The 23,495-nt window shown below is 64.9% G+C and carries 16 protein-coding genes; 9 read left to right on the plus strand and 7 right to left on the minus strand.

Annotation, left to right across the window (positions count from 1 at the left end):
• Positions 1-14 precede the first annotated feature (14 nt).
• The 3 genes from ACYVOC_RS05260 to ACYVOC_RS05270 all read left to right on the plus strand — a co-directional run bounded on the left by ACYVOC_RS05260 (position 15) and on the right by ACYVOC_RS05270 (position 3,405).
• Positions 15-2,333 (plus strand): cyanophycin metabolism-associated ABC transporter, encoded by a 2,319-nt coding sequence (locus ACYVOC_RS05260; RefSeq protein WP_116002855.1) that lies wholly within the window; start codon positions 15-17, stop codon positions 2,331-2,333.
• Between the two features lie 19 nt (positions 2,334-2,352).
• Positions 2,353-2,838, plus strand: a complete 486-nt coding sequence (locus ACYVOC_RS05265) for a cyanophycin metabolism-associated DUF1854 family protein (RefSeq protein WP_116002857.1) — start codon at positions 2,353-2,355, stop codon at positions 2,836-2,838.
• A gap of 135 nt (positions 2,839-2,973) precedes the next feature.
• Positions 2,974-3,405, plus strand: coding sequence for a hypothetical protein (locus ACYVOC_RS05270; protein ID WP_116002859.1), 432 nt, complete (start codon positions 2,974-2,976; stop codon positions 3,403-3,405).
• Between the two features lie 120 nt (positions 3,406-3,525).
• Here ACYVOC_RS05270 and ACYVOC_RS05275 read toward each other — a convergent pair whose 3' ends face one another.
• From ACYVOC_RS05275 to gspF, 3 genes are all read right to left on the minus strand, one after another.
• Positions 3,526-3,921, minus strand: a complete 396-nt coding sequence (locus tag ACYVOC_RS05275) for an EF-hand domain-containing protein (protein WP_461161082.1) — start codon at positions 3,919-3,921, stop codon at positions 3,526-3,528.
• A 38-nt stretch (positions 3,922-3,959) separates the two neighbouring features.
• Entirely contained in the window at positions 3,960-4,877 is a 918-nt protein-coding gene (locus tag ACYVOC_RS05280) for a 5'-nucleotidase (RefSeq protein WP_116002860.1), read from the minus strand.
• A 183-nt stretch (positions 4,878-5,060) separates the two neighbouring features.
• Complete coding sequence (gene gspF / locus ACYVOC_RS05285; RefSeq protein ID WP_461161083.1) at positions 5,061-6,287, minus strand: type II secretion system inner membrane protein GspF; 1,227 nt, start codon at positions 6,285-6,287, stop codon at positions 5,061-5,063.
• Positions 6,288-6,520: 233 nt separating this feature from the next.
• Here gspF and ACYVOC_RS05290 point away from each other — a divergent pair, with 233 nt between their 5' ends.
• Positions 6,521-7,270, plus strand: a complete 750-nt coding sequence (locus tag ACYVOC_RS05290) for an SDR family oxidoreductase (protein ID WP_116002864.1) — start codon at positions 6,521-6,523, stop codon at positions 7,268-7,270.
• Positions 7,271-7,294: 24 nt separating this feature from the next.
• Here the strand turns inward: ACYVOC_RS05290 and ACYVOC_RS05295 are convergent, their stop codons facing one another.
• The gene (locus ACYVOC_RS05295) at positions 7,295-8,326 is read right to left on the minus strand and encodes an LLM class flavin-dependent oxidoreductase (RefSeq protein ID WP_116005896.1); all 1,032 of its coding nucleotides are present in this window, start codon (positions 8,324-8,326) and stop codon (positions 7,295-7,297) included.
• A gap of 188 nt (positions 8,327-8,514) precedes the next feature.
• On the opposite strand from ACYVOC_RS05295, the gene ACYVOC_RS05300 reads away from it, so the two are divergent.
• Both ACYVOC_RS05300 and ACYVOC_RS05305 read left to right on the plus strand, forming a co-directional pair.
• On the plus strand, positions 8,515-9,000 hold the full coding sequence (locus tag ACYVOC_RS05300; protein ID WP_116002866.1) for a CZB domain-containing protein: 486 nt from the start codon (positions 8,515-8,517) through the stop codon (positions 8,998-9,000).
• Positions 9,001-9,002: 2 nt separating this feature from the next.
• The gene (locus ACYVOC_RS05305) at positions 9,003-9,704 is read left to right on the plus strand and encodes an MOSC domain-containing protein (RefSeq protein WP_461161084.1); all 702 of its coding nucleotides are present in this window, start codon (positions 9,003-9,005) and stop codon (positions 9,702-9,704) included.
• 16 nt (positions 9,705-9,720) lie between these two features.
• Here ACYVOC_RS05305 and ACYVOC_RS05310 read toward each other — a convergent pair whose 3' ends face one another.
• Positions 9,721-10,485, minus strand: coding sequence for a LytR/AlgR family response regulator transcription factor (locus ACYVOC_RS05310; RefSeq protein WP_461161085.1), 765 nt, complete (start codon positions 10,483-10,485; stop codon positions 9,721-9,723).
• A complete protein-coding gene (locus tag ACYVOC_RS05315; RefSeq protein ID WP_461161086.1) occupies positions 10,482-11,609 on the minus strand; it encodes a sensor histidine kinase in 1,128 nt (375 codons plus the stop codon). The genes ACYVOC_RS05310 and ACYVOC_RS05315 overlap by 4 nt, the downstream gene beginning before the upstream one ends.
• Before the next feature lie 51 nt (positions 11,610-11,660).
• Between ACYVOC_RS05315 and argH the strand changes: the two genes are divergently transcribed.
• The gene (gene argH, locus ACYVOC_RS05320; protein ID WP_461161087.1) at positions 11,661-13,136 is read left to right on the plus strand and encodes an argininosuccinate lyase; all 1,476 of its coding nucleotides are present in this window, start codon (positions 11,661-11,663) and stop codon (positions 13,134-13,136) included.
• Between the two features lie 18 nt (positions 13,137-13,154).
• On the opposite strand, the gene ACYVOC_RS05325 is transcribed toward argH, so the two are convergent.
• Complete coding sequence (locus tag ACYVOC_RS05325; protein ID WP_461161088.1) at positions 13,155-16,994, minus strand: EAL domain-containing protein; 3,840 nt, start codon at positions 16,992-16,994, stop codon at positions 13,155-13,157.
• A gap of 145 nt (positions 16,995-17,139) precedes the next feature.
• Between ACYVOC_RS05325 and ACYVOC_RS05330 the strand changes: the two genes are divergently transcribed.
• Positions 17,140-23,106 (plus strand): alpha-2-macroglobulin family protein, encoded by a 5,967-nt coding sequence (locus ACYVOC_RS05330; RefSeq protein WP_461161089.1) that lies wholly within the window; start codon positions 17,140-17,142, stop codon positions 23,104-23,106.
• Positions 23,103-23,477, plus strand: coding sequence for a hypothetical protein (locus tag ACYVOC_RS05335; protein WP_461161090.1), 375 nt, complete (start codon positions 23,103-23,105; stop codon positions 23,475-23,477). The genes ACYVOC_RS05330 and ACYVOC_RS05335 overlap by 4 nt, the downstream gene beginning before the upstream one ends.
• Positions 23,478-23,495: the final 18 nt, after the last annotated feature.

Here is a 23,495-nt window from a genome sequence, read left to right on the forward strand (position 1 = left end):
AAATACCAACCAAAATGCAACATCACCATCTTGAGGACGCCTTCGGTGTCTTGAATAGCCCTTTCGGGGCCGGTTTGCGGGCCATGCTCGCTTCCGACGAAAACGTGCGGGCAGCCCTGGCGGTTGACCTGGACGCCCATCTGCACTTTGGCACGGGCATGCTGGTCGTGACGCAGCGCCGCCTGCTGGCCTGCGACCCCGGGGCTGTTACCTGGCGCGAGTGGGCACTGACGCCGGGCCAGTCGCTGCGCCTGCTGGACCATGGAGGCGTTGGCACGATCGAGCTGCACGATGCGCAACAGCGCCTGGCGTTCTGGCGTTTCACCCTGGGCGCTCAGGCGCAGGCTTTGCAGCTCGCGCAGCGCTTCGAGCAGTTGACCGAGCGCCTGGCCGTCCAGGGCGGCGCTCTGGCCGAGGAGCTTGACGAAGCCCGCTGCGCCGTGTGCCAGGCTTTGCTGCCGCCCGATACCGAAGAATGTCCGGCCTGCGCGCGCGCGCAGACGCCTCAGCCGTCGACCTGGGTGCTGCTGCGCCTGTGGCGATTTGCGCATCCCTACCGAATGCAACTCGCTGCCGGTTTCGGGCTGACGCTGGCCTCCACGGCCGCCACGCTGGTGCCGCCGTACCTGACCATCCCGATCATGGATGACATCCTGATCCCGTTCCAGAACGGCAAGCAGATCGATCCTGCTCTGGTGCTGATGTATCTGAGCGGCCTGCTGGCATCGGCGTTGCTGGCGTGGGGGCTGGGTTGGGCGCGTACCTATATCCTGGCGCTGGTGTCCGAGCGCATTGGCGCCGACCTGCGCACCACCACGTATGAGCATTTACTCAGACTCTCACTCGATTATTTCGGTGGAAAACGCACGGGCGACCTGATGGCACGCATTGGCTCGGAGACCGACCGCATCAACGTTTTCCTGTCGCTGCACGCGCTCGATTTCGTCACCGATGTGCTGATGATCTGCATGACGGCAGCCATCCTGTTTTCCATCAACCCCTGGTTGGCGCTGGTCACCTTGGTGCCATTGCCTTTCATCGGCTGGATGATCCACACGGTGCGCGACCGTCTGCGTACCGGGTTTGAGAAAATTGACCGTGTATGGAGTGAGGTGACCAACGTGCTCGCGGACACCATTCCTGGTATCCGCGTCGTCAAGGCCTTCGCCCAGGAGAAGCGCGAGGCCCAGCGCTTTCACGATGCCAACCAGCACAACCTGCAAGTCAACGACAAGCTCAACAAGACCTGGTCGCTGTTCACGCCCACGGTGTCCTTGCTGACCGAGATCGGTCTGCTCGTCGTTTGGGGCTTCGGCATCTGGCTGGTGTCCAAAAGCCAGATCACTGTGGGTGTGTTGACCGCCTTCATCGCTTATATCGGGCGCTTCTATGGGCGGCTCGACTCCATGAGCCGCATCGTCTCTGTCACGCAAAAGGCTGCTGCCGGCGCCAAGCGCATCTTCGATATCCTGGACCACGTGAGCAACGTGCCCGACCCGGCCCAGCCGGTGCAGGTGGGCAAGGTGCAAGGGGCCATCGCCATGCGCGGCGTGGGTTTCCGCTATGGCAGCCGGGCCGTTATCAAGAACCTAGATCTCGATATCCGCCCCGGCGAGATGATCGGCCTGGTGGGCCACAGCGGCTCGGGTAAAAGCACCCTGGTCAATCTGATCTGCCGCTTTTACGACGTGAGCGAGGGCTCCATCCAGCTCGATGGCATCGACATCCGGCGTTTCTCCGTGCTTGACTACCGGCGCCACATCGGCCTGGTGCTGCAGGAGCCCTTCCTGTTTTTCGGCACGATTGCCGAGAACATTGCCTACGGCAAACCCGAAGCCACGCGCGCCGAGATCATTGCGGCCGCGCGTGCCGCCCATGCGCACGAATTCATCCTGCGCCTGCCGCACGGCTATGACTCGCTGGTGGGCGAGCGCGGCCAGGGCCTGTCGGGAGGCGAGCGCCAGCGCATCAGCATTGCCCGCGCGTTGCTGATTGATCCGCGCATCCTGATCCTGGATGAGGCGACCTCTGCCGTGGATACCGAAACTGAAAAGGAAATCCAGAAGGCGCTGGACAACCTGGTGCAAGGCCGCACCACCATTGCCATTGCCCACCGTCTTTCCACCCTGCGCAAGGCCGACCGGTTGGTGGTCATGGACCGGGGCGAAGTGGTCGAGGTCGGTGCGCACGACGCACTGATGGAAAAGCAGGGCGCCTACTGGCGGCTGTATGAGGCGCAGGCACGCCGCGCAGAGGAAGATGCCCAGGCCGCGGGCGTGCTCATCCTTGACAGCAGCTTGCTGCACCCGGCCCATCCGGCCGGCAATTCTTGATATGCCTGCGAGGCCCCTGATGCAGAACGCCACCCCGTCACTTCTTCCGCAAATGCACCGCGACGCCCATGGGCGCCTGGTGCTGACCCTGCCTAATGGCACGGTGCATGCCGGTGTGCTGCCCGTGCGAGCCTTCCCGCTGGCGGCGCCCGATGAGGGCTTGTCCCTGGTCGGCTCAGATGGACACGAACTGCTGTGGCTGGACCGCCTGGACGACCTGCCGGCACCTGCACTCGCGCTGGTTCGGGAGGAGCTGGCCGCACGGGAGTTTGTGCCCACTATCCAAAAAATCCTCAGTGTTTCGAGTTTTTCCACGCCCAGCACCTGGGAAGTGGAGACTGACCGCGGCACAAGCGCTCTGGTGTTGAAGGCCGAAGAGGATATTCGTCGGCTGCGCGGCCGCACCGCGTTGCTGATTGCCAGCGCCTCGGGTGTGCAGTATGCGATTGCCGACAGCACAGCCCTGGACCGGGCGTCGCGCCGCCTGCTGGAGCGGTTTTTGTAAGTACAAACCCGGTAAATTCCCTTTTTTTGCATTGATCGTTGAAAAAAGGCTTAACTCCCCCTTCTTTTTGCCGTAATAGAGGTACGAGAAGGGGATAAAGCCTCCCCGGTTTTTCCATTTACCGAGGCCACTGTCATGCAACTGCCACCTGTAGACCGATCACCGATCTGGCGCCCCCAGGGCGCTGATTTGTACTCCACCGGGGCATCTGGAGCTGTACCAGTGCGCCCGATCAACGCCGCCAACCCCGTCGAGTCCATGGACCGACTGGGTGAGGGGGCCGTCGTGAAAACGCCGGACAAACCGTCCGCCCCGGACACGTCGAACCGCGACTGGACGGAGGTCAAGAAAAAGGACACGGTCGAAGAACCGCCTGAGCCGCCCAAGGAGCCGATTTACAAGCAGTTGCTGGAATTCCTGCAATCGATGTGGCGTGCCAGCGGCAGTGCCATCGAGTTAGCGCAGGATGTCAACAAAACGACGCTGCAAGAGCGCATGGCCCAGCAGGCCCGCAACGACGAGCCGCTCACGTATTCCGATCCCAAGGTCAAGCGTACCGGGGGGTAATGGGTTTGCCGGTTTAGCGCTCTTTTTTTTGTAGCTTCAAACGCTTGTCCATAAAGCGTTCAAGCCACTTTTGTATAATTTTTTACCGCTTGCTCGGTGGGTAGATTCGCCAGCCACCGGTCATTTCTCCTCGCTTGGCGGCATCGTATTGGCCTGCGCAGCACGCAGTCGGGCCCGTTCGGCCCGGTAGGTGGCCGCAAAAGCACGCACTTCTTCGTAAGAAATCTGCCCGTCGTGGTTCGTATCCGCGCTGTCAAAGGCCGCGGCCAGGCGGGGGAACAGGCGTACTTCACTGCGGCTCAGTTGGCCATCGCCATTGAAGTCGAGCAGTTTGAATTCCCGCTGGGCCTTGATTTCACCTTTGCTCAAACCTGCTTGCGCAGGTTCGGGTGCTGGGTTGTCGGCTTGTGCGGGCAACGCGATGAGCAGTGCGATGGCACTGCCCAGGAGAGTGCGCGCCGCAAGCACGCGCGCACTGCCATTGCGTTGATTGAGAGGAGTGTCGAAGTGATTCACCGCAGTAGGGCATCCGTCGGCGCAGGAAGTTCCCCTCCTCACCTGTTTGTGTTGACCGGCCGGTTGGCAATGCCACTGCTCACATGACCGGCGGGCACGTGCAGCGCAGCTGAAGTGACGTGGCCCGTCTGGTCGTCAAAGAAAAAATCGGGCTCGAACTCGCGCAGGAACTCCCCTTTGGGCATGCCGCCGAGAAACATGGCTTCGTCCACGGTGATTTTCCAGCTCATCAATGTCTGGATGGCGCGCTCGTGCGCTGGCGCACCACGCGCCGTGACCAATGCGGTGCGGATGCGCATGCTGGGCGCGCCACTGTGCTGGAGGCGGTGCAGGGCCGACAGAAAGGGCTTGAACGGACCGGGGGGCAATGGCAGCAGGGCCTTTTCTTGCTCGTGTGCCTGGAAAGCATCGAGCCCTGCAGACTGGAACACCTGCTCGGCCTCGTCAGAGAACAGTACGGCATCTCCGTCAAAGGCAATGCGCACCTCGTGCGGATGCGCCACACTGGCCTGTACCGACTGGGTGGCCACCCGTGCCGCTGGGTAACCCATGGCCAGGGCCTCGCTCACGTCGGTGGCATTGGCCGAGAGGAACAAGTGCGCGCCCAGGGGGCGCAGGTAGCGAAAAGGTGCCGCTCCTTGCGTGAACACGCCGCGCTGCACGCTGGCCAGACCGTGCGCACGGGCCGAGCGGAATACGCGCATGCCGCTGGCCGGGTCATTGCGCGAGAGCACCACCACCTCCACGCGTTGCTGGCCGGGCTCGTTGAAGGCCAGTAGCTTCTTGACCAGCGAGAACGCCACGCCCGGCGGCGCCGGTACATCGAGGCGTTCGAGTTGCAGTTGCATGTAGGCCTGCGCGTTGCCCTGGTCGAACAGACGGTTTTCCTCCTCGAAGTCGAACAGGGCGCGCGACGAAATCGCCACCACTAGCTTGTCGTCCATTGTTACGGCCATTGCGGATCTCCGTAAGGGGCTTCACTGTGTGCTCGCGCTATGTGCAGCGCACGAAATGGCGCGGCCCAGGCCAGCGGCCACCGCGCAAGGGCCGCCCCGCCGCGCTGGTGGCGTCCCCCCTCCCGCATCGCACAGCGGGGCGAGAGAGGGGGGAAGGAGCGAAGCGACACAGGGGGGCGTGCCTTATTTCATGAACTGGTTGAGCTGGATGATGGGCAGCAGCACGGCCAGCACGATCAGCATCACGACCACGCCCATGGTGACGATGAGCAGGGGCTCGAGGATGGTAGCCAGCTGCATGGAGCGCCGCTGCACTTCGGCTGAAAGCTGAGTAGCCGCTCGCTGCAGCATCACGGGCAACTGGCCTGTCTGTTCGCCCAGGCGCGCAAACATGGGCAGCAGACTGGGGAATTTGCGCTTCTGGGCCAGGGCCGAGGCCAGGGGCGCGCCCTCGCGCACCAGCACCAAGGCATCCAGGGCGTCGGCGCGCAAGGCGCGGTTGTGCAGGGTTTCAGCGGCGGCTTGCAAGGCTTTGAGGATGGGCACGCCCGCCCCTGCCAGCATGGCGAGCGTGCTGGCGAAGCGGGCCGCGTTGTAGCCCCGCGCCAGTCGCCCCACCACTGGGACATTGAGCCAGGCCGCATCGAATTTTTCACGAAAAGCCTCAATAGACAAGGACCAGCGGGCGCCAATAGCTATTAAAACAAGAGCAATCAACATCCACGCGCCGTAGGTGCGTACAAAGCTGCTGATGGCCAGCATGGCCACGGTGAGAAAGGGTAATGCGCGTTTGCTGCCCGCAAAGACGCTGGCCACCTGGGGCACGACGTAACTGACCAGAAACAGCACGATGGCGATGGCCACCAGCGTGACGATGGCCGGGTACAGCGCGGCGCCCACCAGCCGGGCCTTGAGTTCCTGGCGCTCTTCCAGATCATCGGCCAGGCGTTCGAGCACCAGGCCGAGTTTTCCGCTGTGTTCACCGGCGCCAATCACGGCGCAGTAGATGTCGGAAAACTCGCGTGGGTGCTGCTGCAAAGACCGGGCAAACGTGGAGCCGGCGTTGACCTCGGCCCGCAGCACGGCCACCAGGTGGCGCTGGCGTTCGTTGTCAGACTCTTCGGACAGGGCCGTCAGTGCACGCTCCAGCGGCAGACCCGAGGAGACCAGCCCGGCGAGCTGGCGCGTCCAAATGGCCAGGGCCGTGGCGCCAAAGACCGGACGGGTGAACAGGCTGCGGCCTGCGGCGCCCACCCCGTTGCTGGCCTGGTCGCCCACCAGCTCCACGACCAGCGGCACCAGTGCCTGCGCGCGCAGCTGGCCGCGGGCGGCCTTGGCCGTATCGGCCTCGACCACGCCCTTGCGGGTCAGGCCCTGGTCGTCAAGGGCTTCGAAGGAAAAAGCGGGCATGCGATGCGGGCAAGGTGGTGAGAATGGGGTCGGACGGACTGTGGATTACACAACAAGCGTACGCAAACAAAAGATATGCGAGTCTGCGATGGTAGCTGCTGTCCGCGGCTCCTGCGGACGCATGGTGGCTGCGCCAAGGACATGACCAATGTCAAGGTCCTGGCGTGCAGAAGTCGCAGAATGGAACATAACCTGTGGCAATGGGTTGCAGGCGTTTTGGATAAGGAGCCTTCATGCTGAAGAACAAGGTGGGAATCGTTACCGGCGCATCGTCGGGTATCGGGCGCGCGGTTGCTTTGATGTGGGCACGCGAAGGCGCCAAGGTTGTCGTGTCTGACATCGATGCGCAGGCAGGCGAAGAAACGGCCGCTCTGGTGCGCGCAGCAGGTGGGGATGCTCTTTTTGTTGCGGCCGATGTGGGCAAGCCTGGGGACTGCGAAGCCCTGGTGAATCGCACCGTGGCCCAATACGGCCGACTGGATGTGGCGTGCAACAACGCCGGCATCGGTGGTCCGCAGGCCCCCACGGCCGACTATCCGCTGGACGGCTGGGCCCAGGTCATCAACATCAACCTCTCGGGCGTGTTCTATGGCATGAAGTACCAGATTGCCGCCATGCTCAAGCACGGCGGCGGTTCCATTATCAACATGGCGTCCATCCTGGGATCGGTGGGGTTTGCCACGTCACCCGCGTATTCGGCGGCAAAGCATGGCGTATTGGGGCTGACAAAAGCCGCGGCGCTGGAGTACAGCGCGCAAGGCGTGCGCCTCAACTCTGTGGGCCCGGGGTTTATTCACACCCCCATGATCAGTGCGCTGGAGCAGGATGCTGGCATCAACGCCATGCTAGTGGCTGCACACCCGATTGGACGCCTGGGCCGCCCGGAAGAAGTCGCCGAACTGGTGACCTGGCTGGCCTCCGAAAAGGCCTCGTTCGTCACCGGAGCCTACTATCCCGTGGATGGCGGCTACCTGGCGCGGTAAACGCAGGGATTCGTTGCGCCCTTCTCAGGCGGACATCGAAGAGCCTGTGACCCGCATGTCGCTGTGTGCCTGCGCCGCGATGTCGAGCGAGCGCAGGCGCAGCGCTGGGTCGAACACATCGCACACCAGCATCAGTTCATCCGCGCTGGTGGCTTGGGCAAGCTTCTCCAGGCCCGCGCGCACAGTATCCGGGCCACCGACCACGGCGGCGGCCAGGAAGTCGTCGATCGCGGCACGTTCCTGCGGTTGCAGTTGGGCGGAATAGTTTTTGATGGGGGGTGGCAGCAGAAGCCGCTCGCCCTTGAGGATACCGAGCACGCGCTGTCCGGTGCTGCTGGCCAGGTAGGCGGCTTCGTCGTCTGTTGGGGCTGCGACCAGGGGTACACCGATCACCACATAAGGTTTGGCCAGTGCTGCTGAAGGCTTGAACAGGCGGCGGTACAGCTCGATGGCCTGCAGCAGCAGACGCGGTGCAAAGTGCGAGGCAAAAGCATAGGGTAGCCCGCGTTCTGCCGCCAGCTGGGCCGAGAACAGGCTGGAGCCGAGCAGCCAGATGGGCACCTGGGTGCCAGCGCCAGGCGTAGCCACCAGGCGCTGGCCGGGCTGCGCGGGTGCCAGCAGGCGCTGCAGCTCGGCTACATCGTGCGGAAAATCCTCTGCCGTTTCTGGTCGATCGCGGCGCAGGGCACGCATGGTCAGCGGGTCGGTGCCGGGTGCGCGACCCAGGCCCAGGTCAATGCGGCCGGGGTACAACTCGGCCAGCGTACCAAAAGCTTCGGCCACTACCAGCGGTGCGTGGTTGGGCAGCATCACGCCGCCGGAGCCGATGCGCATGCGCTGCGTTCCTCCCGCGATGTGGCCCACCAGTACTGCCGTGGCCGAACTGGCGATACCTGCCATGTTGTGGTGCTCGGCCAGCCAATAGCGCTGGAACCCCAAGGATTCAGCGTGCTGAGCGGTGCGCAGGGCAATGGCCAGCGCTTGGGCCACGGTGCCGCCCTCACGGACGGCCACCAAGTCCAGCATGGACAGTGCGGGGCGATGGGAGGTTGTCATGGGGCGATTGTTGCCCAGATTGCCCCGGCTGCCATGGCAGTGCCTGGGAAGTTGAGTTCCGCAAAAAAATATGCGTCAGTGCGAGTGCCTGTTCAAATCGCGCCAGCTGGCACAGAATGTATCCATATATATCGCCATAAAGCGATTTATGCCCACAGCGGGTCGTTCGAATCACAACGAGGGAAGTTATGGGTTTCTTCAGTCGCATGTTCAAGATACGGGAGCAGGATTCGTCCAGTCCCGAAACCACCTGGGCTTATGAGGACAATGCCAGCGAGCTGATTCTCGACCCGGAATACGCAGCCACCTTGATGACCGAATTCGATATCGATGCGGCCATCGCCAGCCATGAAGAATGGAAGCTGCGCCTGGAAAAGTTACTGGCGGGGCAATCCGAAGAAAACCTCGATCCCGAGCAGGTTCGCCAGTACGAGCACTGCCCCCTGGGCCAGTGGCTGCAGGGCGAGGGGCGCGACCGTCTGGGCCACTACCCGGCTTTTGAGATGCTGGTGCAGCGGCATGCGTATTTCCACGGCCAGGCGGCCAGCGTGGTGGCGTTGAGCCAGGCAGGCGAACATGAGAAAGCCCATCAGGTCTTCAAGGGAGGCTATCGGCACGCTTCCAACCAGGTGACGTTGTTGCTCAAGGAACTCAAACGCAGCCTGGGGCGTTGACCATGAGCGATGCTGTCACACCGGCGGCCGCTTTGTTGGTGGTGTGTGCCGGTGCTGCCGTGCCTTTTGCCAGGGGCAGCCTCAGCGGTATTCACAAGACGCCCGTGCAAGGCCGCGTGCGTGCCACTGCGCTGGGTCTGCAGGGTGACGCGCAGGGCGACCTTCGATTGCATGGCGGTGTGGAAAAGGCCGTACACCACTATCCCCAGGAGCACTATGCCGCTTGGCGTACCGAACTGGGTGCCCACGCCATGCTGGATGCCCCGGGCGCTTTTGGCGAGAACCTGCACAGCCAGGGCGTGACCGAGGCCACGGTGTGCCTGGGTGACCAGTGGCGCGTGGGGGATGTGCTGCTGGAGGTCACCCAGGCCCGCCAGCCTTGCTGGAAACTCAACGAACGGTTTGGCCTGCCAGACATGGCGCGGCGCGTGCAGCAGACACACCGCACGGGTTGGTACTACCGCGTGCTGGAGGAGGGGGATTTTGGGGCAGGGGCCGCGCTGGTGCTGGAGGCGCGGCCTTTCCCCTTGTGGACTCTGGAGCGTCTGCTCGATCTGCTGTACCGCCCGGTGCTGGATGGTGCGCAGCTACAGGCTGCGCTGGCTTTGCCCTTGCCTGCTTCCTGGCAGCGCCTGCTGCAGCGCCGACTCGACAGCGGTGCCGTGGAAGATTGGGCGCCTCGTCTGGTCGGCCCGCCCGCCTGATGGGCCGGGGAGCAGATCAGCGGTGTGCGATTTCTTCGCGCACCGCAATCACTTGTCGCCGCGACACCGTCAGCAACTGCGCCAGGCCATGCAGGCGCACGGCCCAGCCATCGCCTTCCTCGGGGTCATAGTGCTTTTCCAGGGCACGCACGGCCCGGCGGGCGACCAGGGCATTGCGGTGGATGCGCAGGAATTGTCCAGGATAGCGGGCTTCGAGTTCGTTCAGCGAGCCATCCAGGATGTAGCTGCGTGCTGTGGTGCGCACGGTCACGTACTTCTGCTCAGCCTTGAGGAAAAGCACTTCAGCCAGTGGCACACGCTCGGTGCGGCCTCGGTCCTGGATGACCAGGGCCTCGCCTGCTGGCAAGGTGGCCGCTGGCGCATTCCCCGTGGTGCCAGTGGCGGGGCCCAGAGCACGCTGCACCTTGGCCAGGGCCTGTTGCAGGCGCTCTAGCCGCACAGGCTTGGTGAGGTAGTCGACGGCGTCCAGTTCGAATGCGCTGACGGCATGGTCGGCATGGGCTGTCACGAACACTACGGCGGGCGGGTAGCTCAGCGTCTGAATGGCCTGCGCCAAGCACAGGCCGTCCTGGCCAGGCATGTGGATGTCCAGCAAAAGCACATCAAACGCCCGTCCGCCGCTGGGGGCCAGCAGGGCCAGAGCCTCGGCGGCCGTCGCGGCTTCTGCCAGGTTGTGGCGTTCGGTGTCGGCGCAATCGCCCAGCAAAGTGCGCAGGCGGTTGCGGGCCAGGGTTTCGTCGTCAACGATGAGGATGTTCATGGCGTGCGTGCCCGTTGGCGGGGCGTGGCGGCGGGTGGTTTTTCGGGTGTGAACAGGGGCGCGGGCAGGGTGATGCGCACCTGGTACAGGCCTTCCTCGATGCCTGCGCTGAATTCGCCCTGTACGTCGTGCAGCAGGGCCAGGCGGGCACGCACGTTGGCCAGGGCAATGCCATGACCGCGCGATGCACTACTGTGGTTGGGCTGGCCTTCGGGCAAGGTGTTGGTAATGCGCACGACCACGCGGCTGCCCCGCAATTCGGTCAGCACGCGCAGTTTGCCGCCCCGGGCGCTGGGCTCCACGCCATGCTTGACGGCGTTTTCTACCAGGGGCTGGAGCAGCAACGGGGGCAGCAGTGCCGCGTCGGTGCGGTGGTCGAGCTGCCACTGCACGCGCAGCCGGTCGCCAAAGCGCACCTGTTCGATGGCCAGGTAGCGGCGCGCCAATTGGATCTCTTCGGCCAAGGTCACGGCCTCGCCCTGCTCGACCAGTGCGTGGCGGAACAGGTCGCTCAGGTCTTCGAGCAGCGACTCGGCCTTGGCGGGTTCCTCGCGCACCAGGGCGATGGCGCTGTTGAGTGTGTTGAACAGGAAGTGTGGGCGAATGCGGGACTGCAGTTCGGTCAGGCGGGCCGTGGTGGCGGCGGGCGTGCGACCGCGCGCGCGCAGTACCAGGGCGGCGACCAGCAGCGCGGCCAGCAGTGCGCCCGAGGCGGCGCTGGCTACCCACGGGGGCTGCAATGCAGCGCCCACCAAAAAGAGCATGCCGCAGGCCCCGGCACCCGCCAGCGCCCCCAGGAGCACACCCGCAAGATACTGGCCGGTGGTGGGCAAGCGTTGCAGCACCTGCTTGAGGCTGCAGGCGGCGACCAGCCAGGCCAGCGTGGCGGGCAGGGCCACGCCGGTCAGCAGAGCCAGCCGAGCCACCCAGTCGGGCAGGTTTTCCGCGCCATACAGCACGCCCACGGCCAGCACCACTTCCACGAACATCACCGCGCGCAGCACCACGCCCGCATGGCAGGCATCGAACACCAGCGCACGCCCCGCAGGCACGCTGGAGCGTGCCGTGAAAGCGGTTGTAGGGGGATCGCCCGGAAGGGTCGATAAAATTTGCGTCTCTTGCATTGCGGCATCCGGGTGTTCCGGGTGTCTGTTTCACTGGATTATTGCCCTGCCATGCCCAAAGCCCAAGCCTCCGCCCCGTCACACAATCAGCTCGATACCAAGGCGCAGGCGTGGTCGGCGCTGTTTTCCGAACCCATGAGCGACCTCGTCAAGCGCTATACCTCCAGCGTCTTCTTTGACAAGCGTCTGTGGCAGGCCGACATTGCGGGCAGCCTGGCGCATGCCGAAATGCTCGCTGCCCAGGGCATCATTAGCGCTTCGGACCGGGCCGACATCGAGCGCGGCATGGCGCAAATCACGCAGGAAATCGAGTCCGGCCAGTTCGAGTGGAAGCTGGACCTGGAAGATGTGCACCTGAACATCGAGGCACGCCTCACACAACTGGTGGGCGATGCGGGCAAGCGCCTGCACACCGGCCGCAGCCGCAACGACCAGGTCGCTACCGATGTGCGCCTGTGGCTGCGCGGCGAGATCGATCTGATTGCCGGCCTGCTCACCGACCTGCAGAAGGCGCTGGTGGAAGTGGCCAGCCGCAACGTGGAGGTGATCCTGCCCGGTTTTACCCACCTGCAGGTGGCCCAGCCCGTCAGCTTTGCCCACCACCTGCTGGCCTATGTGGAAATGTTTGCGCGCGACTTTGATCGCATGCAGGATGTGCGCCGCCGCACCAACGTGCTGCCCCTGGGCAGCGCCGCGCTGGCCGGCACCACCTACCCGCTGGACCGCGAGCGCGTGGCGAAAACGCTGGGCATGGTGGATGTGAACGGGTTCCCCGTGGTGTGCCAGAACAGCCTGGACGCCGTGAGCGACCGCGACTTTGCCATCGAGTTCACTGCTGCCGCCAGCCTGTGCATGGTGCACGTGAGCCGCCTGAGCGAAGAACTCATCATCTGGATGAGCCAGAACTTCGGCTTCATCAAGATTGCCGACCGCTTCACCACCGGCTCATCGATCATGCCGCAGAAGAAAAACCCCGACGTGCCGGAACTCGCGCGCGGCAAGACCGGCCGTGTGGTCGGCCACCTGATGGGCCTGATCACACTGATGAAGGGCCAGCCCCTGGCCTACAACAAGGACAACCAGGAAGACAAGGAGCCGCTGTTCGACACCGTCGACACGCTCAAGGACACGCTGCGCATCTTTGCTGAGATGGTGGGTGGCCAGCTCAACCCCGCCACGGGCCAGAAGGAGGGTGGCATTACCGTCAACGCCCAGGCCATGGAAGACGCCGCCAAGAAGGGCTACGCCACCGCCACAGACCTGGCCGACTACCTGGTGAAAAAGGGCCTGCCGTTCCGCGACGCGCACGAAACCGTGGCACATGCCGTCAAGGCGGCCCAGTCACACGCTTGCGACCTGTCCGAACTGCCCCTGGCCGTTCTGCAAGGTTTTCACCCGCAGATTGAAAAAGATGTGTATGAGTGCCTGAGCCTGCGCGGTTCGCTCAACGCCCGCAGCACGCTGGGGGGCACGGCACCCATCCAGGTGCAGGCGCAGATCGAGCGTCACCGCGCAAGGCTGGTTTGACGCCTTGCGATGGATGCTTCAAGCGGGGGCACTTGCCAGCCTATGGGCATCGGCGTAGGCCTCCAGGGCGTTCAGCGGCAGAGGGCGGCTGAAGAAGTAGCCCTGGTAAGCGTGGCAGCCGTGCTGCGCCAGAAAATCCCGCTGGTCGGCGTGCTCCACCCCTTCGGCAATCACTTCCAGGCCCAGGCTTTCAGACAAGGCCACGATCATGCGGGCGATGGCCGCATCGTTGGTGTCCGTCAGCACATGTGAGACAAAGCTTTTATCGATTTTCAGCTGATCCAGCGGCAGGCGCTTGAGGTAGGCCAACGATGAATACCCCGTGCCGAAATCATCGAGCGAGAAACACACGCCCCGGGCTTTGAGGGCGCTCATTTTGGCCACCACTTCGTCAACCTGGGTGATGAGCAGGCTTTCTGTCAGTTCAAGTTTGAGCCGCTGCGGGTTGGCGCCGGTTGCCTGCAGCACCCTGAGCACCTGCTCCACGAAATCGGCATGGTGGAATTGCCGCACGCTTACATTGACGGCCATCGTCAGGTGCTGGCGGTCTGCGCGCTGTGCCCATGCGGCCAGTTGCGTGCATGCGGTTTCCAGCACCCAGTGGCCCAGCGGCAGGATCAGGCCGGTGTCCTCTGCCAGCGCAATGAAGTCGAGCGGCGAAACCATGCCGCGCTCGGGGTGCTGCCAGCGCACCAGCGCCTCCACCCCGACCATGGCGCCAGCCTCGTTCACCTGGGGTTGGTAGTGCAGCACGAAATGCTGCCGTTGCAGTGCGATGCGTAGTTCCTTTTCAAGCGCCACCCGTTCGGCCAGCACGGACTGCATTTGCGGGTCGAAAAAACACATGGCGTTGCGCCCTGAGGCCTTGGCGCGGTACATCGCCAGGTCGGCCTGCTTGAGCAGTTCTTCCACCGAGCCTTGAGGCTCCCCAAACAGCACCACGCCAATGCTGGGGGTGTTGTGGTGCACGTTGTCCTGCAGCACATAGGGTTCGTTGAGGGCGTGCAGGATGGTGTTGCCAACCGCCTCGGCCTGCTTGACGGCCTCCAGGGTGCCCGGGCTCAGACCTTCGAGCATGACCACGAATTCGTCGCCTCCGAGCCGGGCCACCGTGTCGCCTTCGCTCACGCAGGCCACCAGGCGCTGGGCGACCTGCTGCAGCAGCAGGTCGCCCATGTGGTGGCCGCGCGTGTCGTTCAAGCCCTTGAAGTCATCCAGATCGATGAAGAACAGCGCGCCCCGGCGCTGGTTGCGTGTGCTGACGATGAGCGCGTGTTCCAGGCGGTCGAGCAACAGCCGCCGGTTGGGCAGGCCGGTCAGTGGGTCGGAGAAGGCCAGCAACTGGATGCGCTCTTCGTTCTGTTTCTGGTGCGTGATGTCGGAGAACGTGGCGACATAGTGGGTTGTTGGGCCCTGAGGAGCATGCACCGCCGTGATGGAGAGCCATTGCGGATAGATCTCGCCCGTCTTGCGCCGGTTCCAGACCTCGCCCTGCCAGCGGCCGTGGCTGGTGATGGCCGTCCACATGTCGGCGTAGAACTTGCGATCGTGCCGCCCCGACTGGAATATGCGGGGGTTTTGGCCAATCACTTCTGTGCGGTCGTAGCCGGTGATGGCGCTGAACGCACGGTTAACGGCAATGATGGTGCCGTCACGCTCGGCAATGGTCACGCCCTCGGCGATGTTGTCAAACACCGTGGCAGCCTGGCGCAAATCGTCTTCCATGCGTATGCGATCGGTGATGTCGAGCATGACGCCAACCAGCCCACCCACGCTGCCGTCAGGGTGGGTGAACGTGGCCTTGTGGAAGATGACGCGGTGCCGTTGCCCGTCGGCGTGGCGGACGTCGCTTTCGTAAATCTGTTTTCCGGGGTGGTCCAGAATGGATCGGTCTGCGGCCAGGTATCGGTCTGCCAGCTCCTTGGGGGCAATGTCGTGGGGAGTTTTGCCAATCAGGTGGGCTGCGGGGCTTCCGATGAAGGCTTCGAACGCGCTGTTGCAACCCAGGTAGCGGGCCTGGGCGTCCTTGTAGAACACGGGGCTGGGAATCGCCTCGATCAGTTGGTGCATGAAGCCCAGCTGCCGGGACAGCTCCTCGGTGCGCATGTGCACGCGCTCTTCCATCACCAGATTGGCCTGTTGTAGCGCTGCGCTGCGATCTTCCAGCAGTTGCTGGTCTCGCCGCCGCGCGGTGACATCCTGCACGGTTTCGATCGCGCCCGTCAGCGTGCCTTGGGCATTGCGCAGCGGAGCCGCCATCATGGAGAGCCAGCGCTCGTCGTTGCCCCGGCCAGGGAGATGCACCTCGGCCTCCAGTGCGCCGGCGATCAGCGTGGAGTGGCGGAAATCGGGGTAGTAGGTGGCCAGCATTTCGTCCGTGGCTTGGTTGACCAGCAGACAGGCCAAGGTGGGCCGGGGGCTCTCGTACCAGGCGCGCCAGGGTTCGTGGTGCCCCAGCATCGCGGCAGCCTCCATCCCGGTCAGTGCTGCGCAGGCGCGGTTCCAGTGGGTGATGTGCCGGTGGGCATCGATGACGAAGGTGGCCAGCGGGTTGCCGTCCACAATTTGTGCGAGCTGGCGTTCACGCTCGCGGATGGCCAGTTCGGCGTGCCGCAAACCGGTGATGTTGCTGCCGATGCCGTGGTAGCCCACGAAGTGGCCTTGGTCGTCAAACCGGGGGGCACCGCTGACGGAAAAATACTGTGTGCAGCCATCTGGTGCGTCGATTTCGTACTCGAAATGGCGGAAAAGCCCATGTCGCTCGTGGCAGGCAATGTGTTCGGCAAGCTGTTCGCCGGTGATGCCGCGAATAGGCATGTCCCAGCGCCGTTTGCCCAGAAAGTAGCCGGGCTCTCGGTGCAGCTTTTCTATCGAGTGCCCGAAAAACCGGGTGAAACGAAACGCGGTGTCTTGTTCCCAAAACCAGTCCGACGAGAGGTTGGCAAAATCCGCCAGCGTACGGGTGCGCAGCTCAACCTGCCGTTCGGCGTTTTCGTAGGCTGCGCGCAGGGCTGCGTCGGCCCGGTGCTTTTCCGTGATGTCGGTGTAAGTAGAGACCAGGCTGCCGTCGGGCAGAGGCCGGTCTACGATGGCCAGGACGGTTCCTTGGGGGCTGACATGCTCGAACGCGCTGGGCTGACCCGCGCGCACGCGGGCCACTCTGCGGGCCACCAGGGCCTGCAGTTCTGCCGCAGCAAGGCCGGCGCTCTTTGCATAGCGCTGCAACAAGTCTTCCAGCGGCTGGCCGGGTTGGACCGAGGCGGCGGGCGCGCCGATCAGATCCACAAATCGGCGGTTCCATACGACCAACCGCAGGCTGCTGTCGAACAAGGTGATGCCCTGGTCGATGTGGTGGACTGCGTCGTGCAGGCGGCGCAGGCTGAATGCCACGGCCTGGCTGGCATGGCCCAGCAGATCGGTCAGGCGTGCGTTAGAGGGATTGTCTCCAGCAGGATGTGCGAGGGCAGCAAGGGCGGGTGCAGAAGGTGTGTCCACTTCTGGACGCACTTGTAGCAGTGAGACCACGCAAAAGCGTACGAACCGGGCCAGGGGGCGCACCATGTCCAGCGGACCGGCGATGGCAAAGCAGGCGACGCGCTGACCACCCAGGTCGATCCCCATGTTGATGCCCTCGCGCATGGTGGTCGAGCGGGCGGCTTCTTGCGGGGTGATGCTGTATTCCTCCAGCGCACCCTGCATGATGCGCTGCGCTATCTCATGCGCTTGGCCAATGCGTTCACGCTCGCTCGATGCCACGATCTGCCCGGCTTCGCCCATGAAGCTACAGACCAGGCCCAACTCTGCATGCAGGACGTCACAGAGTTCTTGGCTGAAGGAGAGATCGAATCGCGTGGGCATGCCGTATTGTGCGGGCAGGATGGTGTGGGTGTGCCTCGCGGCAAACCCTGCCGGGAGCCGTCCCGGGAAGTGCGTCATCCCTGTGCGCCGTGCCTGAAACGCCGTATTTTCCGCTACGCTTACCCGTTCTGCCGAGGAGTCCAGGGTGAATACCAGAGAAATTGCCGCCGTATTGGGTTTTGCGTTGGTCGCCGCCAGCGCCCAGGCCCTGCAAGTGACCAGCGTATCGCCCCAGGGTGAAGTGGCCCGCGTGCGCCAGGTCGTGGTCAAGTTTGACAGCGCAGCCACCACCTTTGGTGACCCCAAGGCTCCAGCGCCCTTTGCCGTCAACTGCACCGACGCCGAAGCCAGCAAAGGCACCGGGCGCTGGACGAGCGAGCGCGAATGGGTGTTTGACCTGGCCCGCGACATGCCGCCCGGTGTGCGCTGCACCGTGCTGCCAAAAATTGACTTCAAATCGGCCTCTGGCGCCCCACTGAAGAGCGCTGCCAGCTATCAATTCAATAGTGGAGGGCCCTATGTGCAGAACGTACGGCCCGGCACCTACGAGCACATCGACGAAGAGCAGTTCTTTGTACTGCAGCTCAATGGCCCCGCGCAGCTGGCCAGCGTGCAGGCGAATGTGTGGTGCGCCGCCGATGGCGTGGGCGAGCGTGTGCCTGTGCGCCTGATCGATGGCAAGGACCGTGCCGCGCTGCTCCAGGCCCAGGGCCTGGACAAGCAAGCCGCGCGCGATCCGCTGTCCATCGTCACGCTGGCGTGCAACCGGCGGCTCACGCCTTCGTCGCGGGTGCAACTGGTGTGGGGCAAAGGTGTCGTCACGCCCAGCGGGGTGGCCGGTAACGTGGAAAAACGCTTTACCTTCGAGGTGCGTGCACCGTTTTTGGCTGAATTTACCTGCGAGCGTGAAAACGCCCAGGCGGCCTGCCTGCCGATCCGGCCGATGACGCTGTCTTTCAACGCACCCGTGCCGCGCAAGCTGGCGGCGGCGATTCGCCTGAAGTCGCCCCTGGAGTCGATCAAACCCCAGACGGGCGGCGAGGATGAGGGCACAGCCGCCGAGGGCTTGGTCAGCAGCGTGCAGTTTGCCGCGCCCCTGGCCGAGAGCACCGAGTTCCAGCTGGAATTGCCCAAGGGTTTGAAGGATGCCGCGGGCCGTGCCCTGTCCAACGCCGACAGCTTTCCTTTGAGGGTGGCCACGGGCGGCATGCCGCCGCTGGCCAAGTTTGCCGCTGCGCCGTTTGGCATTGTCGAGCGCCTGGCCGAGGGGCCGCAGACCCCGGCGCTGCTGCCGGTCACGCTGCGCAAGGTCGAGGCCGCCTTGCGCGTGCAAGGCCTGCAACCCGGGGGTGATGCCGCGCCTGCGGGCCAGGTCAGCACACTGCGCCCCGAGAACGACGCCGACATCATTGCCTGGTTCCGCAAGGTGCAGCAGTACAACAACTACATGGTGGAGCGCAAGCAGGCGCGGCGTGACGTCAAGGGGACGTTGCCTCAGGTGCTGGACGGCGACAAACACTACGTGCAGTCGCGCATGCTCTCGCTGCTCTCGGGCCAGCCGGGTGTGCGTGCGTTGGACCTGCCCAAGCCGGTCAGTACCGACCCCCGCCCGTTTGAGGTGGTGGGCATTCCGCTGGCGCCGGGTTTCCATGTGGTGGAGGTTGCGTCGCCGCTGCTGGGCGCATCGCTGCTCGATGCGCGGCACGGCGCAGCGCGCGCCATGGTTGTGCGCACCTCGGCGCTGGTCACCAACCTGGGAGTGCATTTCAAGCTGGGCCGCGAGAACGCCATGGCCTGGGTGACCACGCTCGATAAAGGGCAGAGCGTGGAGGGCGCCCGCGTGCGCGTGTCCGACTGCAATGGCCGCGAACTGGCTTCGGGCACCACGGATGCACAAGGCGTGGCGCGCTTCGAGGGCCTGTCGTCCGACCCGCCGCTGTGCCGTGGGCAGGGCGACGGGGGCGATGCCTACTTCATCAGTGCGCGCCACCAGGGGAGTGACGGTGTGCCGGACATGGCCTTCACCTGGAGCGACTGGCAGCGTGGCATTGAGCCTTGGCGCTTCAACGTGCCCACCAGCAACGACGCGAGCCCCGACGAGCGGGCGCACACGATCTTCGACCGCACACTGCTGCGCGCTGGCGAAACGGTGTCCATGAAGCACCTGCTGCGCACCGAGACACGGGGCGGCTTTGGCCTGCCTGCGCAGGAGCCTGACTCCCTGGTCATCACCCATGTGGGCAGCGGCCAGCAATTCACCCAGCCCCTGGCCTGGCGCAAGACAGCCACCGGCGGGCGCAGTGCGCACAGCGAGTTTGCGGTGCCACCCGCAGCGAAGCTGGGCGTGTACGAAGTTGCATTGCACAGCAGCCGCAGCGATGGGCGCAGTTTTACGTCGGGCCAGTTCCGGGTCGAAGAATTCCGCCTGCCCGTGTTCGAGGGCCGCGTGGGCCCGGCCGACAAGGCACCGCTGGTCAATGTGCGCACCGTGCCCGCGAGTGTGCAGGTCAACTACGTGGCCGGTGGTGCTGCCGCGCAGTTGCCCGTGCGCGTGTCGGCCCTGGTGCGCAGCAAATACCTGCACTTTGACGACTACGACGCCTTCAGCTTCAACCCGCCCCGGGGTCGCCAGCAAGGCAGCACAGAGGGAGAAGAGGAAGAAACCGCCCGCCAGGCGCCGCGCGTGATTGCCGATAAGCTGCCGCTCACCCTGGACCGCAACGGCACAGGCCGCATCGCGCTGGAGAACGTGCCCCGCGCCAGCACGGCGCAAGACCTGCTGATCGAAGCCACCTATGCCGACCCCAACGGCGAAGTGCAGACCCTGCGCAGCACCAGCAGCCTGTGGCCAGCCGGGGTGCTGGCTGGTATCAAGACCGAAGGCTGGGTCTCGGCCAGCCAGAAAATCCGTTTCCAGGCACTGGCGCTCACGCCCGACGGCAAGCCCGCCGCCGACGTGCCGCTGCAGGTGCAGGCCATTGCCCGCATCACCACCAGCAGCCGCAAGCGCATGGTGGGGGGCTTTTACAGCTACGACAACAAGACCGAAACCAAAGACCTGGGCACGGTGTGCACCGGCAAGAGCGACGCACGCGGCTTGCTGCTGTGCGAGACCAAACTCGATGAGCCCGGCGAGGTGGAACTGGTCGCCACCGCACGCGACAAGGACGGCAACACCTTTGATGCGGCCTCGTCCGTGTGGGTCACGCGCCAGGGCGAGCTGTGGTTTGGCGGCGAAAACCACGACCGCATGGACCTGCTGCCCGAGAAGAAGAGCTACCAGCCGGGCGACACCGCCAAGTTCCAGGTGCGCATGCCCTTCCGCTTTGCCACGGCGCTGGTCACGGTGGAGCGCGAAGGCATCATCGACACCCAGGTGGTGCAGCTCAACGGCAAGGACCCCACGGTCAGCCTGCAGGTGCAAGAGGGCTGGGGCCCCAACGTGTATGTGAGCGTGCTGGCGCTGCGCGGGCGCCTGCGCGAGGTGCCCTGGTACAGCTTCTTCACCTGGGGCTTCAAGGCGCCGCGCGAGTGGTGGACCGCCTTCTGGTACGAGGGCAAGGAATACGTGGCGCCCACGGCGCTGGTCGATCTGAGCAAACCGGCCTTCCGCCTGGGCATGGCCGAGATCAAGGTGGGCAGCAAGGCGCACCAGATCAACGTGAAAGTGGTGGCCGACAAAGCCAGCTACCCCGTGCGCGGCAAGGCGCAGGTCACTATTACCGCGACCTTGCCCAATGGCAAGCCCGCCGCCCACGCCGAGGTGGCGTTGGCCGCCGTCGACCAGGCGCTGCTCGAGCTCATGCCCAACACCAGCTGGAATGTGCTGGACGCCATGTTGCAGCGGCGCAGCTGGGGCGTTGCCACCTCGACCGCGCAGATGGAAATCATCGGGCGGCGCCACTACGGCCGCAAAGCCGTGGCAGCAGGCGGCGGCGGGGGGCGCAGCCCCACCCGCGAACTGCTCGACACCCTGCTGCTGTGGAACCCGCAGGTGCAGCTCGACGCCAATGGCCAGGCCCAGGTGACGGTGCCGCTGAACGACGCGCTCACTACCTTCAAAATCGTGGCCGTGGCCGATGCCGCCACCGGCCTGTTCGGCACGGGCAGCACCCAGATCAGCGCCACGCAAGACCTGCAAATCATCAGCGGCCTGCCGCCCCTGGTGCGCGAGGACGACCAGTTCCGCGCCCAGTTCACCCTGCGCAACACCACCAAGGCCGCCATGAAGGTGGAGGTGACGCCCCGCGCGACGCTGCTGAGCTTGAAGACTGAGACCGTGGACATCCCCGCCGGTGAGGCGCGTGAAGTGGCCTGGAGCGTAAAAGCCCCGGCCCAGCTAGCGCAGACCCGCGTTCAGGCCCTGCTGTGGGAGATCGAAGCGAAAGACCAGCTAGGCGGCGCGCGCGATGCGCTCAAGGCCAGCCAGCGCCTGATACCGGCTGTGCCGCTCACGGTGCAGCAGGCCACGCTGGTGCAGTTGGACGGCAGCTACACCCTGGACGCTGCACTCCCCGCCGATGCGCTGCCCGGGCGGGGGGGCCTGCGCCTGGCGCTGCAGCCCAAACTGGCCGAGGGCCTGCCCGGCGTGCGCGACTGGTGGGCCAACTACCCGTTTGCCTGCCTGGAGCAAAAAACCAGCAAGGCCGTGGGCTTGCGCGACGGCAAGCTTTGGCAGACCGTCGTGGCGCAACTGCCCACCTATTTGGACGGCGATGGCCTGGCCAACTACTTCCCGCCGCGCGAGGGCGACACCCACCGGGGGAGCGACACCCTGACCGCCTACCTGCTGGCGAGCGCGCACGAGGCCGCCAGCATCAACCCCGCCTTTGCCCTGCCGGGCGAGGTGCGCGCGCCCATGGAGCGCGGCCTCATCGCCTTTGTGGAAGGGCGCATCGAGCGCAATTTCTGGAGCCCGCGCAAAGACCTGGACATGCGCAAGCTCGCCGCCATCGAAGCGCTCTCGCGCTACGGCAAGGCCCAGGGCCGCATGCTGGCCAGTGTCACCATCGCGCCCAACCAGTGGCCCACGCACAGCGTGATCGACTGGATGAACATCCTGCGGCGCGTGCAGGACATCCCCGAGCGCGACAAACGCCTGCAAGAGGCCACGCAAATCCTGCGCGCCCGCCTGAGCTACCAGGGCACCAAGCTGCTGCTGAGCACCGAGCGCGACGACTACTGGTGGTGGCTGATGCAGAACGGCGACGTGAACCTTGCGCGCCTCCTGCTCGCCGTGATGGACAACCCCGACTGGAAGGACGACATGGGCCGCCTGGCCAATGGCTTCATCGCCCGCCAGCAGGGCGGTGCCTGGCACACCACCACCGCCAACCTGTGGGGCGGCCTGGCGCTCGAAAAATTCTCGGCCAAGTTCGAGGCCACGCCCGTCTCGGGCACCACCAAGGCGGCCATGGGCAGCCACACGGACAGCGTGGACTGGAGCAAGGTCGAGCGCATCAAGCCCACCGATGCGGAAGGTGCAGCCCACCAAGCCAGCGCGTTTGGTGCCCCTGCGGCGCCCGGCATGCTGCGGGGCAACGCCATGTTCCTGCCCTGGGGCGCTGCGGGCGGTAAAGAAGGCCTGTCCGTCACGCACCAGGGGCCGGGCAAGCCCTGGCTCACGCTGCAGTCGGTGGCTGCGGTGCAGCTCAAGGCGCCGTTCAGCGCGGGCTACAGCATCCAGAAAACCGTCACACCCATCGAGCAGGCCAACAAGGCCTTGCCCGCAGGCCAGTACACGCGCGGCGACGTGCTGCGCATCACGCTGGAAGTCACAGGCCAGGCCGACATGACCTGGGTGGCCATCACCGACCCCATTCCGGGCGGCGCCACCATTCTGGGCAGCGGCCTGGGGCGCGACTCCGAGATCGCCACCCAGGGCGAAAAGCGCAGTGGGCTGGGCTGGCCCGCGTTTGAAGAGCGCAGCTTCGAGGCCTTCCGCAGCTACTACGAATACCTGCCCAAGGGCACCGTCAAAATGGAATACACCGTGCGCCTGAACAACGTGGGCGACTTCGCGTTGCCCCCCAGCCGCGTCGAGGCCCTGTACGCGCCCGAAATGTTTGGCGAGGCGCCCAACGCACGCGCACGGGTGGTGGCTGCGCCGTGACACCGTTACCCGCCCCCAGCGTTTTTGTCGAAGTGCGCTTCTGGCTGCTGGTGGCGCTCTCGGTGGTGCTGCCGACTGCCATCTACGCGGCGCTGCTGGTGCGCCGCGCCATCTCGCGCACCACGGTCGTGCTGTTCGGCCTGGTGCTGGTGCTCATTGCCGGGTTGGATGTGTACCTGCTCCAAGGTCTGGCCAAGCTGGCCCGCATCACGCCGTCGCTGGCCGATGATGCGGTGTTCATCTCTGAGCTGTCCATCGCGCTCTACATCTTCCCCGTCATGTTCGGCGGCATCGGCGTCAACCTGGTGTCCCATGTGCTGCTGCGCCACCTGAGCGAGGCCGAAGAACGCTTCGACCGTGAACACCGCTGAGCCGTGCCGCGCCCGGCG

This window comes from Simplicispira piscis (assembly GCF_054783455.1).

Bases quoted from the DNA above. Each gene is read 5' to 3' on its own strand.
- ACYVOC_RS05295 (WP_116005896.1), bottom strand. From the start codon at position 8,326: ATGACAACCTCCCATCGCCCCGCACTGTCCATGCTGGACTTGGTGGCC.
- gspF (WP_461161083.1), bottom strand. From the start codon at position 6,287: ATGCCCGCTTTTTCCTTCGAAGCCCTTGACGACCAGGGCCTGACCCGC.
- ACYVOC_RS05325 (WP_461161088.1), bottom strand. From the start codon at position 16,994: ATGCCCACGCGATTCGATCTCTCCTTCAGCCAAGAACTCTGTGACGTC.
- argH (WP_461161087.1), top strand. From the start codon at position 11,661: ATGCCCAAAGCCCAAGCCTCCGCCCCGTCACACAATCAGCTCGATACC.
- ACYVOC_RS05280 (WP_116002860.1), bottom strand. From the start codon at position 4,877: ATGGCCGTAACAATGGACGACAAGCTAGTGGTGGCGATTTCGTCGCGC.
- ACYVOC_RS05270 (WP_116002859.1), top strand. From the start codon at position 2,974: ATGCAACTGCCACCTGTAGACCGATCACCGATCTGGCGCCCCCAGGGC.
- ACYVOC_RS05260 (WP_116002855.1), top strand. From the start codon at position 15: ATGCAACATCACCATCTTGAGGACGCCTTCGGTGTCTTGAATAGCCCT.
- ACYVOC_RS05315 (WP_461161086.1), bottom strand. From the start codon at position 11,609: ATGCAAGAGACGCAAATTTTATCGACCCTTCCGGGCGATCCCCCTACA.
- ACYVOC_RS05305 (WP_461161084.1), top strand. From the start codon at position 9,003: ATGAGCGATGCTGTCACACCGGCGGCCGCTTTGTTGGTGGTGTGTGCC.
- ACYVOC_RS05310 (WP_461161085.1), bottom strand. From the start codon at position 10,485: ATGAACATCCTCATCGTTGACGACGAAACCCTGGCCCGCAACCGCCTG.
- ACYVOC_RS05265 (WP_116002857.1), top strand. From the start codon at position 2,353: ATGCAGAACGCCACCCCGTCACTTCTTCCGCAAATGCACCGCGACGCC.
- ACYVOC_RS05300 (WP_116002866.1), top strand. From the start codon at position 8,515: ATGGGTTTCTTCAGTCGCATGTTCAAGATACGGGAGCAGGATTCGTCC.
- ACYVOC_RS05290 (WP_116002864.1), top strand. From the start codon at position 6,521: ATGCTGAAGAACAAGGTGGGAATCGTTACCGGCGCATCGTCGGGTATC.